At 58.4% G+C, this 12,667-nt stretch carries 17 protein-coding genes; 8 read left to right on the top strand and 9 right to left on the bottom strand.

What is annotated here, in order from left to right:
• Positions 1 to 12: 12 nt before the first annotated feature.
• From ACI3K0_RS03980 to ACI3K0_RS03970, 3 genes are all read right to left on the bottom strand, one after another.
• The gene (locus ACI3K0_RS03980) at positions 13 to 186 is read right to left on the bottom strand and encodes a hypothetical protein (RefSeq protein WP_206822950.1); all 174 of its coding nucleotides are present in this window, start codon (positions 184 to 186) and stop codon (positions 13 to 15) included.
• A gap of 119 nt (positions 187 to 305) precedes the next feature.
• Positions 306 to 1,142, bottom strand: coding sequence for a helix-turn-helix transcriptional regulator (locus ACI3K0_RS03975; protein ID WP_404944946.1), 837 nt, complete (start codon positions 1,140 to 1,142; stop codon positions 306 to 308).
• 123 nt (positions 1,143 to 1,265) lie between these two features.
• A complete protein-coding gene (locus ACI3K0_RS03970) occupies positions 1,266 to 2,291 on the bottom strand; it encodes an RluA family pseudouridine synthase (protein ID WP_148145835.1) in 1,026 nt (341 codons plus the stop codon).
• Between the two features lie 27 nt (positions 2,292 to 2,318).
• Between ACI3K0_RS03970 and ACI3K0_RS03965 the strand changes: the two genes are divergently transcribed.
• Entirely contained in the window at positions 2,319 to 2,705 is a 387-nt protein-coding gene (locus ACI3K0_RS03965; protein WP_148145834.1) for a hypothetical protein, read from the top strand.
• Complete coding sequence (locus ACI3K0_RS03960; RefSeq protein ID WP_148145833.1) at positions 2,705 to 3,526, top strand: RNA methyltransferase; 822 nt, start codon at positions 2,705 to 2,707, stop codon at positions 3,524 to 3,526. Before ACI3K0_RS03965 ends, ACI3K0_RS03960 begins: the two co-directional genes overlap by 1 nt.
• A 12-nt stretch (positions 3,527 to 3,538) precedes the next feature.
• Here ACI3K0_RS03960 and ACI3K0_RS03955 read toward each other — a convergent pair whose 3' ends face one another.
• Positions 3,539 to 4,678, bottom strand: coding sequence for a hypothetical protein (locus ACI3K0_RS03955; RefSeq protein ID WP_404944945.1), 1,140 nt, complete (start codon positions 4,676 to 4,678; stop codon positions 3,539 to 3,541).
• Between the two features lie 108 nt (positions 4,679 to 4,786).
• The gene (locus ACI3K0_RS03950; protein ID WP_404945114.1) at positions 4,787 to 5,296 is read right to left on the bottom strand and encodes a DUF1134 domain-containing protein; all 510 of its coding nucleotides are present in this window, start codon (positions 5,294 to 5,296) and stop codon (positions 4,787 to 4,789) included.
• 230 nt (positions 5,297 to 5,526) lie between these two features.
• Between ACI3K0_RS03950 and ACI3K0_RS03945 the strand changes: the two genes are divergently transcribed.
• From ACI3K0_RS03945 to ACI3K0_RS03935, 3 genes are all read left to right on the top strand, one after another.
• Complete coding sequence (locus ACI3K0_RS03945; protein ID WP_404944944.1) at positions 5,527 to 5,832, top strand: hypothetical protein; 306 nt, start codon at positions 5,527 to 5,529, stop codon at positions 5,830 to 5,832.
• Positions 5,805 to 6,452: a histidine phosphotransferase ChpT gene (gene chpT / locus ACI3K0_RS03940; protein WP_148145830.1), complete on the top strand. Its 648-nt coding sequence runs from the start codon at positions 5,805 to 5,807 to the stop codon at positions 6,450 to 6,452. Before ACI3K0_RS03945 ends, chpT begins: the two co-directional genes overlap by 28 nt.
• Positions 6,453 to 6,557: 105 nt before the next feature.
• Entirely contained in the window at positions 6,558 to 6,920 is a 363-nt protein-coding gene (locus ACI3K0_RS03935; protein WP_148145829.1) for a PleD family two-component system response regulator, read from the top strand.
• Between the two features lie 147 nt (positions 6,921 to 7,067).
• Here ACI3K0_RS03935 and ctrA read toward each other — a convergent pair whose 3' ends face one another.
• The gene (gene ctrA / locus ACI3K0_RS03930; RefSeq protein ID WP_046794530.1) at positions 7,068 to 7,769 is read right to left on the bottom strand and encodes a response regulator transcription factor CtrA; all 702 of its coding nucleotides are present in this window, start codon (positions 7,767 to 7,769) and stop codon (positions 7,068 to 7,070) included.
• 422 nt (positions 7,770 to 8,191) lie between these two features.
• Between ctrA and ACI3K0_RS03925 the strand changes: the two genes are divergently transcribed.
• Complete coding sequence (locus ACI3K0_RS03925; protein ID WP_112454130.1) at positions 8,192 to 8,542, top strand: flagellar export protein FliJ; 351 nt, start codon at positions 8,192 to 8,194, stop codon at positions 8,540 to 8,542.
• Positions 8,543 to 8,663: 121 nt separating this feature from the next.
• On the opposite strand, the gene ACI3K0_RS03920 is transcribed toward ACI3K0_RS03925, so the two are convergent.
• The gene (locus tag ACI3K0_RS03920) at positions 8,664 to 8,942 is read right to left on the bottom strand and encodes a GNAT family N-acetyltransferase (RefSeq protein WP_404944943.1); all 279 of its coding nucleotides are present in this window, start codon (positions 8,940 to 8,942) and stop codon (positions 8,664 to 8,666) included.
• Between the two features lie 111 nt (positions 8,943 to 9,053).
• Between ACI3K0_RS03920 and ACI3K0_RS03915 the strand changes: the two genes are divergently transcribed.
• On the top strand, positions 9,054 to 9,524 hold the full coding sequence (locus tag ACI3K0_RS03915; RefSeq protein ID WP_404944942.1) for a paraquat-inducible protein A: 471 nt from the start codon (positions 9,054 to 9,056) through the stop codon (positions 9,522 to 9,524).
• A gap of 63 nt (positions 9,525 to 9,587) precedes the next feature.
• Here the strand turns inward: ACI3K0_RS03915 and ACI3K0_RS03910 are convergent, their stop codons facing one another.
• Positions 9,588 to 9,863 carry a DUF1153 domain-containing protein gene (locus ACI3K0_RS03910; protein WP_105414767.1) on the bottom strand — a complete coding sequence of 92 codons (276 nt, stop codon included), beginning with the start codon at positions 9,861 to 9,863 and terminating at the stop codon, positions 9,588 to 9,590.
• 243 nt (positions 9,864 to 10,106) lie between these two features.
• Positions 10,107 to 11,138, bottom strand: coding sequence for a DUF2793 domain-containing protein (locus ACI3K0_RS03905; RefSeq protein WP_404944941.1), 1,032 nt, complete (start codon positions 11,136 to 11,138; stop codon positions 10,107 to 10,109).
• A 273-nt stretch (positions 11,139 to 11,411) separates the two neighbouring features.
• Between ACI3K0_RS03905 and ACI3K0_RS03900 the strand changes: the two genes are divergently transcribed.
• Positions 11,412 to 12,665 (top strand): sarcosine oxidase subunit beta family protein, encoded by a 1,254-nt coding sequence (locus tag ACI3K0_RS03900; RefSeq protein WP_404944940.1) that lies wholly within the window; start codon positions 11,412 to 11,414, stop codon positions 12,663 to 12,665.
• The last annotated feature ends 2 nt before the right edge of the window (positions 12,666 to 12,667 follow it).

The raw sequence follows: 12,667 nt of genomic DNA, 5'->3' as shown, positions 1-12,667 counted from the left end.
CATGCCCGAGGCTCAGCGGCCGGTATGGGCTCCTGTCGATGCGGCTGCGCGTGCTGCAGCTTCCGCTTCACGAAGAACGGTGGCGCATTCCTCGCAGCATACTTCGACGGTCTTTCCGCCTATCCGGACGGCGATGCGGGTGTCATCCAGTTCGCAATCGCACACGGCGCAGGTATTGTCCTTCATCTCATCTCTCCGGTGTTTGGTTTCGATACGCTGAGGAAACACCCATCAGGGATTTTGCGCTGTCAGAATCTTTAGCGATCTGCACTTCGGCGCCGCTGAAACGGTCATGTCGGCGACAGTCAGCGCAGTCCGGCAAAACGCTGGAATTCGGCCGGCGTGCGGCCATAGGCTTGCCGGAAGGCAGAGGAAAAATGGCTGTGGCTGGAGAAGCCGAGATCGAGCCCGAGCTCGGTCAGGTCGTCATAGCTGCCGAGCAGGTCGAGCGCGCGGGCAAGCCGGAGGCGCAACTGGTAGCGATAAAGTGGCATGCCTTCCACCTTGCGGAAGACCTGGGTGAGATAGACGGGCGACACACCGGTCTCGTTGGCAATCTCCGACAATGTCCAGCGTCGCGCGAGGTCGGAGGAAAGCAGTAGCTTGGTGCGGTTGACGAGTTTCTGGGTGCTGAAACCGGGTGTCGGGGGACGTGCGGTCCGCTCGCCGACGGAGCGGCGTACAAGTGTGAGCGCCAGAGCCTCGCCTTCCAGCGGTTCGGCGATACGGTTGAGCAGGCTATGCCGTAAGAGGGCCACTTGCGCCTGTGCGCGGGCATCGATGCCGAGGCGCTGCTTGTTGAAGGCGAATTTTTCTCCCGCGCGGCGATGGAGGGCGGGGACCACTTCGTCGAACAAGGCTTCCGGCAGGCCGACGCTGATCGAGCAGTCGCCACCTTCTACCGGGTGGCTGATTCGATAGACATCGCCCTTGTTGAAGAACAGGACCTGGCTGGCCTCGGCCACCGCCTCGTCATCGCCAATATGGCGCATGAAGACGCCGCGATAGGGGAAGACGAGGCATGTGTTGCTGGCTGTCTCTTCCTCACTCATATGCCGGCATGCGCCGTCGCAAACGACATCCCAAACCGTGACGAGCTCGGTCTCCAGCAGTTTGGTCGATTGCATATGGCTCACGGACATGGCGACAGGGCATTCCCCCGGTAATCATCGCCGAGATATACCCTTGTTCGTGTTTTGTTTCCATCCCCAAAAATGGGGCGTAATCCTTGGCGACGAGGTTGCGCCCGCTTCGCAAGTTTTGTCTTAGCCGCGCAAAGCTTCGACCAGTGCCGCCATGTCGTCTGGCATCGGTGCTTCGAATTCCATGATCTCGCCGGTGCGGGGATGTTCAAAGGCCAGCAGGAAGGCGTGCAGGGCCTGGCGCGGGAAGGCGGCGACGACGCTTCTTACCGGTTCGGGCAGACGGTTCGCCTTGGTGCGGAAGCCGCCGGAATATTCCGGATCGCCGACTAGCGGATTGCCGACATGCGCCATGTGAACACGGATCTGGTGGGTGCGGCCCGTTTCAAGCCTGCATTCGATCAGGGAGGCAAGCGCTGTGGCGTCAGGCGTTTCCTGAAAGCGCTCCATCACCTCGTAATGGGTGACCGCATGACGGGCGTCGGCGGAATCCTCCCGCTTGACCGCGCGCTTGGTGCGGTCGCCCGTGGCGCGGCCGAGCGGCGCGTCGATCGTGCCCTTCAACTGGCTCGGGCGGCCCCAGACGACGGCCTGATAGGCGCGTTCCAGATCTCCCGAACGGCCGTGATCGGCGAATTGCTCGGCGAGATGGCGGTGGGCGATGTCGTTCTTGGCGGCAACCATGACGCCGCTCGTCTCCTTGTCGAGGCGATGAACGATGCCGGGACGCTTGACGCCACCGATGCCGGAAAGGCTTGCACCGCAATGGTGGATGAGCGCGTTGACCAGCGTGCCGGTCCAGTTGCCGGCGCCTGGATGGACGACTAGGCCGGCCGGCTTGGCGATGACGATCAGGTCGTCATCCTCATAGAGAACTTCAAGCGGAATATCCTCGCCCTTGGGCTCCGGATCCTCGGGTTCAGGCTGGACGAGTTCGATCACGTCGCCGGGCTGAATCTTCTTCTTCGGCTCGGTCACGACCTTTCCGTTGATCGTGACCGCACCTTCCTCGATGAGCGCCTTGATGCGGTTGCGGGACAATTCTCCGTCAACCTGTGCCGTCAGCCAGGCATCCAGCCTTCCGCCGTCGTCCTCTCCGGCATTCAGGACTTTCCTTGGCAGCCCGGCTTCGCTAAAGGTCTCGCTCATTCAATCATTCCGTTCAAAGGACAGTCCATGCCGCAGCCCGATCTCGAGGACAAGGAACAGCCACTCGATCCGGCCATGGAGCGTATCCGCCAGAAGATGGTGCGCCTGCAGCTCATTTCGGGCGGTATCTTGGTGGTGTGCTTTATGGCGGTCATTGCCGCCATTGTCTACAAGATCTCCCAGCGCCCGGAAGCGCCTGCGATTGCCGCTACTTCCGGTGGTTTCTCCGTTCCTGCCGATCAGCCGCTTGCCGTAACCGCGGCCCTGCCGCCCGGCTTCGATATCCAGCAGGTTTCGCTTTCGGGTAGCCAGGTGCTGTTTTACGGTGCCCTGAACGGCACTCCGAAACTCTTCATCTTCGATCTCTCCGTCGGTCGCGTGATCGCCGACGTGACCGTTGGCCAGGGGCGGTGATGAATGTGATCCGCATTGAAAATGCGGATGATGCCCGCATCGACGAGTTCCGCTCCATTCGCGAACGGGATCTCGTCGGAAGGCATGGACGTTTCATCGCCGAGGGAACGGTAGTGCTGCGCATGCTGGCGGCGGCGCATAAGCGCGGTGGCGAGTTTTTAGCCGAGAAAATCCTCATTCTTGAAAACCGGCTTGCCGGGGTGGCCGACATTCTGGTCGATTTTCCCGCCGAGGTGCCCATCTATGTCGCCGACAGCGCGGTGCTGGACGGTATCGTCGGCTTTCACCTGCATCGTGGTATCCTTGCTGTCGGCAAACGGGTGAGGGACGTGCAGGCTTCGGAACTGCTTGCTTCGTTGCCGGACCGTGCGCTTGTGGCGGCCGCGATCGGCATATCCAATCACGACAATATCGGTTCGATCTTTCGCAATGCGGCAGCTTTCGGTGTCAGCGCCGTACTGCTAGACGAAAGCTGTTGCGATCCGCTTTATCGCAAGTCCCTGAGGGTGTCGGTCGGTGCCGTTTTGCAGGTTCCTTACGCGCGGGGCGGAACGACACTGGAGTTGGTGTCTGGTCTTTTCGAGAACGGCTTTTCCGTGTGGGGGCTTTCTCCTGCCGGTCGAACGGAAATCCGCAAGGTTCAACCGCAGCCGCGGATGGCGCTTTTGACCGGAAGCGAGGGAAATGGCCTGCCCTCGGCGTTGATGGAAAAAATCGAGACGGCCAGCATCGCTCAGGCGCCAGGTCTCGACAGTCTCAATGCAGCGACAGCAACAGGTATTGCGCTTTATCAAATTGCCAGTGCCCAAGGGGGCATCTGACCGATCCCAGGCTTATTGATTTGTTGTCGATCTGCTGGTCGTTTCGAGCAGCGAGCGGACGCGTGTCGCGAGGCTCCGGCGTTCGTCTCCCGCAGGCTTGCCGGCAATCATGGCATTGATCGGCGATGATTTGCCCTCGGAGAGCGAAGTCATGGCCACCATGTTGGCGGCTATCGTTGCCATTTCCTCGCGCAATACGTCGTCGTTAGTGGTCGTCTTGGCATTCGCCACGCGCTCCGAAAGCGCCGTCGCACGGTTTCGCGAATCACCGGCAAGCTGGGTAATGCGGGCTTGCGTATCGTCATCCGATTTTGCCGGAGGGGCCTTTGTCGAGGGCTTGGCGGGTGTTTCCTTTGCAACTGCCAAGGCCGGCTTTATCTCGCTCTTGACCGTCATCTTTTCACGCAAGCGGGCCAGCTCCTCGTTGCGACGCTCCAGCGCCGTTTCCTTGTCGGTCCTCAGGGACACTTCCTTGGTGAGTTTGTCTTCCAGCTTCGTAGAACGGTATTCCTCGTTGGCAAGGCGCGTTTCGGCTTCCTTGGCCCTTGCCGTCTGGATACGGACATCCTTGCGAAGAGTATCACGTTCCTCTCGCAGAGCACTGATGCGGAATTTCAGGTTCTCGACTTCGGTCTCTCGGGTCGAAAGGTCTATCCGGGTATTGTCCCGCTTGGATACGAGAAGCTCGATCTCCTGTTTCAATTCCTGGATATCTATATCCTTGCCGATGCTCTGTTCTTCCGAGGCCTCCAGCGCGGCCTTCAATTCGGCGATATAGCTTTCTTCCTGACGCAACTGCGATTTCAAGTCTGCGGCAGCAACATCCAGATTTTCGGCAACGGCTTTCAGTTCGATATTGTCGGCAGTGAGCCTGCGCACTTCGTCCCTGAGGTTGTCGCCCTGCAACGTCAGAGAGACGATCTTGTCCTTCTCCTGCACCAGTTCCTGCTTGGTGCGCGCATTTTCTGCTGCGTAGACGGCGCGCGCCATGTCGCGCTGGGCCCGGACTTCCTGCGGGCTGATCGGTACCGTGGCCCTGATGCGGTTTTCGGTGAAGACAACGATGCGGCGATGAATTGCAGGCGCAACCAGCATCGCGATCAGTAGGGCGCTCAGGAAGCCAAGGCCAAAAAGCAGAGCAAATTCGATCACGACGGGGCCGTCTTGGTGTGTATGTGCAGGGATGCACGTTTAAGCATGCAGATCAGAAAGCGGCAAGCACGCAGTTTGTCGTCAACTCGCCTCAACCCACAAGGAAAATCAGAAGGGGTTCCAGGTGGGCGAGCGGGTCAGCTTCAGATAGCCGATATTGACGCCCAGGCGTGCGCCAACACCCGTCCTGATCGGAACGAGGATGACGTTTTCGTTGCGCAGCACGGTCATGCCGACGCCTGCGACGACAAATGCGGAGCCGGATACGCCGCCGAACCGGGCATAAAGCGAATCAACCGATGGGAGATCGTAAACGAGCATCATCACGCGCGTGCCCTGACCACCATAGTCGATGCCAAGCGACGGGCCCTGCCAGAAGCTCGGGTGCTGGCCGGCATTCTTGGTGTAAAGCTGGCCTTCCCCATAGGTGAGGCCGGCGATGAAGGCGCCGGAGCCTTCCTGGCCGAGGATGTAACCATTCGGCAGACCGAATTTCTGGAAGGCGTTTTCCACCACCTTCGCCAGTCCGCCGCTGGTCGAGCCGAAGAAGCCGTGACCTGCATCGACGACTTCCTGCAGCGAATACTGGTTGCTGTTTTGCTGCGCGGTAGCCGGCATGGCGCAAAGCCAGACAGTCGCAAACGCAGCGATCAGGGCATTCAGGCGAAGGGCGAGAGCGGAGACGTGGAGGCGGCGCATGTTCAGGTCCGTTTTTAATTCGTCCGTAAGGCGTAGCATCATGCTTCAGCGCGTACCATTCTGGCGAGATGATATTAACAACCAGTTAAGCATTTCAAATACTAAGATGTTGATATCTTTAAGGATGGGTACTGCTACGCATCGCTGACGTGACTTTTGCCATTCTTCCGGCAACCGTCTCCGACCCGTTACTGCAGCATGATTGGCTCGCTGAACTTGTCATTGTTGAGGCGTTGCCCGCCGTCATGGATGAAGCACAGATTGCCGAAATGGGACAATTCGACAATCTTTGTCATCTTCTTGAGCGTGGGCTTAATGGTCAATTTACCAAACGTAGTGTCATTATGCCGGCCTTATCGTTCCATCCCCGCACAACCTTGCCATGGCAAAAAGCGGCGGTTGGCGCCAGATGCATCAGGAGAACAGCATGCCGAAAAACCCCAATCTCACCCTGAGCGGTCCGGATCTGGCGGCACTCCTGTGCAGCCGTGTCTGCCATGACGTGATCTCGCCGGTCGGTGCAATCAACAATGGTCTCGAGCTCCTCGACGAGGGGGCTGCCGATGCCGACGCGCTCGATCTCATCCGCACTTCGGCGCTTAACGCCTCGGTACGTTTGAAGTTCGCCCGGCTTGCCTTCGGTGCTTCCGGTTCTGTTGGCGCATCTATCGATACCGGTGAAGCTGAAAAGGCTGCCAAGGATTTCGCTGCGGCAGAAAAGAAGACTGAGGTTACCTGGAGCGGTCCGCGGGCGATCATCCCGAAAAACCGGGTCAAGCTGCTGCTTAACCTGTTTCTCGTGGCCTATGCCGGCATCCCGCGCGGGGGTTCGGTGGAGGTCGAGCTTGAGAACCCCGAAACGGACGCCCGTTTCACAATCACGGTCAAAGGCCGGATGATGCGGGTTCCGGCCAAGTTCGTCGAGATCTGCACCGGCGTTCTGGAAGAGGCTGTCGATGCTCACACGATCCAGCCTTATTATACGGTTCTGCTGGCTGAAGAATGCGGCATGGATCTGAAGCACGTCGTTTCCGAAGACAAGATCAGCTTCATTGCGGAAATGGCGACCGAATAAGCTTAGGCGAGGGCGCCCCTTCGGGCGCGCGTAACGTTTCGTTAGCCGCGATCCGCTATATCTGCAGGGTCTACCGCCGTGGCGGTCGCTGAAGGGGAGCGGGTTATGCAACGTCTGATGATCGCAGATAGTACTGATATTGTGCGGAAAGTCGGCAAGCGTATTCTTTCCGAACTGGGATTTCTTGTCGCTGAAGCGGGCGATTCTCGCGATGCGCTGAGAGGCTGCCAGACCGAACTGCCGAATTTCATGATCGTCGATGCGAGCCTCGACGGGGCGCTGGACCTGATTGCGGCCGTGCGTGCGCTACCCAACGGAAAGAGCGTTAAGATTTTCTACTGCGTCATTGAGGCCGATCTGAAGCGGATGATGGCAGGCAAGCGGGCAGGGGCCGACGATTTCCTGCTGAAGCCATTCGACCGCAAGATCCTCACTTCGGTGTTTTCTCCTTACGCTGCCGCAGCCTGATCGCGGCCGAAGTTCTGACGTCCAGGTTTGAACGGCGACCTCGGTCGCCGTTTTTTGTTGGGTGCACTTAACATGCCTAAGGCGGACAAAATAAAACCCGCCTGGCGCACCAAGCGGGTTTTAAGGCAAAGGGGAATGCCGTAGGCGTCAGGCCGTTTCGGCGTATTCCGCACCATCCGGCTCGCGAAGCACGTAGCCGCGGCCCCAGACGGTTTCGATGTAGTTTGCGCCACCGGCAGCGTTTGCAAGCTTCTTACGCAGCTTGCAGATGAAGACGTCGATGATCTTCAGTTCCGGCTCGTCCATGCCACCGTAAAGGTGGTTCAGGAACATTTCCTTGGTGAGCGTGGTACCCTTGCGGAGCGAAAGCAGCTCCAGCATCTGGTATTCCTTGCCCGTCAGGTGAACGCGCTGGCCGCCGACTTCGACGGTCTTGGCGTCGAGGTTCACGATCAGTTCGCCGGTGATGATGATCGACTGGGCGTGACCCTTGGAGCGACGGACGATCGCATGAATGCGAGCAACCAGTTCGTCCTTGTGGAACGGCTTGGTCATGTAGTCGTCGGCGCCGAAGCCGAGACCGCGTACCTTGTCCTCGATGCCGGCCATGCCGGACAGGATGAGGATCGGCGTCTTGACCTTGGACAGACGGAGCGTCCGCAGAACTTCATAACCCGACATGTCGGGCAAGTTCAGGTCAAGAAGAATGATGTCATAGTCGTATAGTTTGCCAAGATCGACGCCCTCTTCACCAAGATCAGTGGTGTAGACGTTGAAGCTTTCCGATTTCAGCATCAGCTCGATGCTCTGCGCTGTCGCGCTGTCATCTTCGATGAGTAGAACCCGCATATTTTTCCCCTTTACCGCCGCGCAAGGTTACCTTTTGCCCCCTCACTCGTTACGGATCCAGACTGTGCCTGATTTGGAAGCTGCCACCAAATGGTTAACAAACTGTGACCTGATTTGGCAAGGTGCATCAATTTATTAAGCAAAATAAGTAGCAGCCTGTTTTCCTTTACGGATTGGACATCACCATGTTGAATCAGCGAACGAGGAAGTTTCGCTAAGTGATTCTTGCGGCTGACACATTGCCGCTGTCCAATTCGGACTTGGTATTTACCGACCCTTAAACGATCGTCTTTATCATTAATGATGCCCGTAAACGAAAAGTTAATGCCGCGTCAAATTTATTAACGCGTCAGAAATTTTTTGATCTGCAGTGTAACAGGCAGATCACGGGCCGGGGTGTTGGTATCCACGGAGTATTGCGTATGAAGTCGCGTGACAGCCTTGTTCGCCTGAAGGGATTTCAGGTTAACGAAAAGCGTCGTCAGCTGCAGCAGTTGCAGATGATGATGGCAGAATTCGAACGGATGGCGAAGGAACTGGAACACCAGATCACGCTTGAAGAGAAAAAGTCCGGGATCACCGATCCGGGTCATTTCGCTTATCCGACCTTTGCAAAGGCCGCACGGCAGCGGGCGGATAACCTGCAGGTCTCGATTCGAGAACTGAAGGTTCAGCAGGATAGTGCCGAACTGGCACTGGAAGAGGCGGAGGCGGAACTCGCCAAGGCTTCGGCGCTCGAAGAGCGTGACGGCGGGATGCGCGCCCGCGCCTAACGCGCGGATGCATCGAGGAGCTGAAGAGGGCGACCCGCAAGGGGCGGCGCCCTTTTTCCATTTTCTGTACGGCTGCAGATCGTTCAGCCGATCGTCTTCTGCTTCGAAGTGAAGCGATGATTTATTTGATGACGTCCTGCCATTCGGGGTAGCGCTCGACCTGGGCCTTGAAGAAGGGGCAAAGCGGAATGATCTTCCAGCCGCCCTGGCGTGCATCATCAACCGCGAATTTTGCCAGAGCCTGACCGACGCCCCTGCCGCGCAGGGCATCCGGAACGCCGGTGTGATCGATGATGATCAGTTGCGGCGAGGTGCGGGAATAGGTCATCTCGGCCTCATGTCCCTCGACACTTGCGGCATAACGTCCACCCGATGTTTTCTCTTCGCGGCTGATTTCCATTTTGTTGCTCCTGTCGCATTCACATGTCGGCTTGGAGCATAAACCGATTTGCGCCATGTTATGAAGCTCAGCTTTCGACTTCAGTTTCGAGGCGTCTTTCAGGGAGTTTGCTTGAGCCGGATTGTACCGTTTTCGATACTGGGTCTGTCGGCAGTGCTGCTCGCATTCGGCGTGAGCCTGCCGATCATGCGGTTCGATCAGCTTTACTTTTTCAGCAGCGAGCCATCACTGCTGCAGCTTGTCGGAGAGTTGTGGGGAGATGGGAATTTCGGGCTGGCCATTGCTGTCGGCGTTTTTTCGCTCGCGTTTCCAGCAGTCAAGCTGATCGCTCTCGGGCTTGAGGTCGCGGCCGGCGAGGGGAGGTCGCAATTGCTTAGCCAAGCGATGCCGCATCTTGCCAGATGGTCGATGATGGACGTGATGCTTGTCGCGATCGTCATCTTCGCGGCGAAGACGAGCGGCGTTGCGACTGCCGTCACGCTTCCCGGTTTCTGGTGTTATGCGGCGTCCGCCGTGATTGCGGCCATCTTTCCCTCTGTGGTCAAACTGGGAAAGACGGATCGGCAATCAGGAAATGGATAAAACAAAGGATGCCGCGACCTTGATCACGGCACCCGGATAAGGGTGGCTTTTCGCCGGATGCGCCTAGTGGCGGTACTGCTGGATACGCGTCGTACGCAGGCCGGCAAGGCCATGATCGTTGATCGACGACTGCCAGGAGAGGAATTCTTCGACGGTAAGCGTATAACGGTCGCAGGCTTCCTCCAAGCTCAACAAGCCACCGCGAACAGCCGCGACAACCTCAGCCTTACGACGGATAACCCAGCGGCGCGTATTGGCCGGGGGAAGGTCCGCAATCGTAAGCGGGCTGCCATCGGGGCCGATGACATATTTAACTCGTGGACGGATCATTTCGGTCATTGGAACTCTCTACACAACACAAGACCACGCCGGAGAGCCTAGTCCGGCAGTTTTAACATTTGACTAAACAGGTTCCGCAAATGTGACCTAACTCGCAAAGGTCGTATTTTTTCTGTGCCTTAGCCCTCAACCCCCTGCAAAATAAGGCTTGCGGGGGAGGGGGAGAGGGCGAGAAAGTCGAATTGATCGTGTCGGGCTGTGCGAATTTGGCACGGGCCTGTATCATTTTTTGAAGTTTTTTCGCTAAATCATTGCGACTGAAAGGATAGTTCCTGTTAGTCCGGCATTGAGCGTGGCGGAACCTGTATGGCTGAATGTCAGCGTATCCCCTTGTTGCAACTGGGCGATAGCGGAAGACGACAATGTCGTGGAATTCCCGGCCGCGCCGGCAAGCGTCAGCAAGCCTGGACTACCATTGCGCGAAACCGTCACGCCATAGGCGGCGGCCGCCGCTGCCATAGAAAGCGTGAGGGCTATAAGATAAAGGCCGGTTGCGGGTATGACGATCGCGTTGCCTCCGCCCGCAACAGCCGCTCCGAGCGTAAAGCCGCCCCGGTTCAAGGCGAAGTCCGACATGCCGCTCTGTTGTCCCGAGGTCGGCGTGAAAGTCGTTCCGCTGCGATAGAGCCTGGCTGCAGGCTGGTTGGGCATGGTGACGCGGCCGGCGCCGTCGATGACTAGGCCGGCCTTCCAGTCTGAGCCCTCGCTGACCTTGATGGAGAAATTGGTGTCTCCTGCCAACCCCATTTCCGCATGGCCCGTCCAGCCGGACTGGAAAAGCAGCGTGGCCGTATCGATTGCCGACGCCTTGTTGATCTTCAGCCGATGGCTGTCGCCTGCATGATTGAACAGGCTGGCGGGAGAGGAGAGGGAGAGCCTGTTGGTGCTGTCGGCTGTGGCAGAGACGCCAATCGTCACGACGCCGGCGTTTTCGGGTAGGGGCATGTCCTGCCATGCCGATCCGTTGAAGACCTTCAGCCTGCCGCCTGTCTCGAACCATGCGCGCCAGCCGATGCCCGGCTTTGCAAAGGCCCAATAGCCATCCTGCCAGATGGCGATCTGGCCGATACGACCGCTCCACGCATCCGTGGCGTCAGTTGCGACTACGAAGCGATTTCCGGGCTCAGGCGTTTCCGGAGGGTTGGCGCTTTCGCCGATCACGGAAAGCTGAACGATCGCATCCAGCACCAGGAGGGCCTCGTTATAGGTGACGTGTTTCTGTGCCTGCGAGGGCATTATGAAGGGCATGTCGAGATTGGTGGTGCGGTCGCTCATGGTCATCTCCGGAAATCGTGTCTGCCGGATTTTATGGCCGTGCCGGTGATGCGGGGACGAAGTTGAGGCCAAGCTATTGAAACCGCTTGCGCGACCTTGCTATTCATCCCCGCGGTCTGCTTCGAGGGACTGCAAAGGGGGCCTGCGTCCTATCGGCGCAAGAACCTGATGATGCAGGGAAAGCTGTCGCAAACGGAACTGTTGGTGTCCTCATTGCGCTTGTCCTTATCCCCGCATATGCGAAGGTGGACCGGACATGAACGGGACGGATGGATGCGATATTCGGCATATTCGATCATCAAGCAGGCGCTTTCGGGCAACCGGCTGTGGAAACCGACCTGGCGTGAGCCGGAGCCGAAATCGCATTACGATGTGATCATTGTCGGTGGCGGCGGGCATGGTCTGGCGACGGCCTATTACCTTGCCAAGGAATTCGGCATCACCAATATCGCGGTGCTGGAAAAGGGTTATATCGGCTCAGGCAATGTTGGGCGCAACACGACGATCATCCGCTCCAATTATCTGCTCGAAGGCAATATCCCGTTCTACGAGTTTTCGCTGAAGCTGTGGGAAGGCCTCGAGCAGGATTTCAACTACAATGCCATGGTCAGCCAGCGCGGCGTGATGATGCTGGCGCATTCCGACGGGCAGCGCGATGCCTATGCGCGGCGCGGCAACGCCATGCGCATGCATGGGGTCGATGCGGAACTGCTGGATCGCAAGCAGCTTCAGGCATTGATGCCCTATCTCAATTACGACCATGCGCGTTTCCCGATCCTTGCCGGCCTGTTGCAGAAGCGCGGCGGAACGGTGCGGCACGATGCGGTCGCCTGGGGTTATGCACGCGGCGCAGATATGCGCGGCGTCGACATCATCCAGCATTGCGAGGTAAATGCCATCCGCCGCGACGAGCAGGGGCGGGCGACGGGCGTCGACACAAACAAGGGCTTTATCGGCTGCAACAAGCTGGCGCTGGCGACGGCCGGCCATTCCTCCGAGACCGCGCGAATGGCGGGGCTTGAACTGCCGATCGAGACCCATGTGCTTCAGGCTTTCGTCTCCGAAGGGATCAAGCCGGCGATTGATCATGTGATCGTCTATGGCGCCGGGCATTTCTACATCTCGCAGTCCGACAAGGGAGGCTTGGTCTTCGGTGCGGATATCGATTATTATTCGTCCTACGCCCAGCGCGGCAATCTTGCGACCGTCGAGCATACGATGGAGGAGGGCGTCTCGCTTATCCCCGGCCTGTCCCGCGGCAAGGTTCTGCGCTCATGGGGTGGGGTGATGGACATGTCGATGGATGGTTCGCCGATCATCGACCGGACGCCGATCGACAATCTCTACCTCAATGCGGGATGGTGTTACGGCGGGTTCAAGGCGACGCCCGCCTCGGGCTTCTGTTTCGCTCACCTGATCGCCAAGAACGAGAGCCATCATGTTTCGCGCTTCCTGCGGCTCGACCGCTTCGAGCGCGGCCACACAATCGATGAAGCGGGCAAAGGCCCCCAGCCGAACATTCACTGAGA

The organism is Rhizobium sp. ZW T2_16 (genome assembly GCF_044987325.1).
GTDB classification, from domain to species: Bacteria; Pseudomonadota; Alphaproteobacteria; order Rhizobiales; family Rhizobiaceae; genus Neorhizobium; species Neorhizobium cellulosilyticum.
The sequence above is the reverse complement of the archived record's forward strand: the minus strand, read 5'-3'. Positions and strand labels throughout refer to the sequence as shown.

What these genes read in the sequence shown, in the direction of transcription:
- ACI3K0_RS03980 (WP_206822950.1), bottom strand. Translation starts at nt 186, where the DNA reads ATGAAGGACAATACCTGCGCCGTGTGCGATTGCGAACTGGATGACACC.
- ACI3K0_RS03975 (WP_404944946.1), bottom strand. Translation starts at nt 1,142, where the DNA reads ATGTCCGTGAGCCATATGCAATCGACCAAACTGCTGGAGACCGAGCTC.
- ACI3K0_RS03970 (WP_148145835.1), bottom strand. Translation starts at nt 2,291, where the DNA reads ATGAGCGAGACCTTTAGCGAAGCCGGGCTGCCAAGGAAAGTCCTGAAT.
- ACI3K0_RS03965 (WP_148145834.1), top strand. Translation starts at nt 2,319, where the DNA reads ATGCCGCAGCCCGATCTCGAGGACAAGGAACAGCCACTCGATCCGGCC.
- ACI3K0_RS03960 (WP_148145833.1), top strand. Translation starts at nt 2,705, where the DNA reads ATGAATGTGATCCGCATTGAAAATGCGGATGATGCCCGCATCGACGAG.
- ACI3K0_RS03950 (WP_404945114.1), bottom strand. Translation starts at nt 5,296, where the DNA reads ATGCCGGCTACCGCGCAGCAAAACAGCAACCAGTATTCGCTGCAGGAA.
- chpT (WP_148145830.1), top strand. Translation starts at nt 5,805, where the DNA reads ATGCCGAAAAACCCCAATCTCACCCTGAGCGGTCCGGATCTGGCGGCA.
- ACI3K0_RS03935 (WP_148145829.1), top strand. Translation starts at nt 6,558, where the DNA reads ATGCAACGTCTGATGATCGCAGATAGTACTGATATTGTGCGGAAAGTC.
- ctrA (WP_046794530.1), bottom strand. Translation starts at nt 7,769, where the DNA reads ATGCGGGTTCTACTCATCGAAGATGACAGCGCGACAGCGCAGAGCATC.
- ACI3K0_RS03925 (WP_112454130.1), top strand. Translation starts at nt 8,192, where the DNA reads ATGAAGTCGCGTGACAGCCTTGTTCGCCTGAAGGGATTTCAGGTTAAC.
- ACI3K0_RS03920 (WP_404944943.1), bottom strand. Translation starts at nt 8,942, where the DNA reads ATGGAAATCAGCCGCGAAGAGAAAACATCGGGTGGACGTTATGCCGCA.
- ACI3K0_RS03910 (WP_105414767.1), bottom strand. Translation starts at nt 9,863, where the DNA reads ATGACCGAAATGATCCGTCCACGAGTTAAATATGTCATCGGCCCCGAT.
- ACI3K0_RS03905 (WP_404944941.1), bottom strand. Translation starts at nt 11,138, where the DNA reads ATGAGCGACCGCACCACCAATCTCGACATGCCCTTCATAATGCCCTCG.
- ACI3K0_RS03900 (WP_404944940.1), top strand. Translation starts at nt 11,412, where the DNA reads ATGCGATATTCGGCATATTCGATCATCAAGCAGGCGCTTTCGGGCAAC.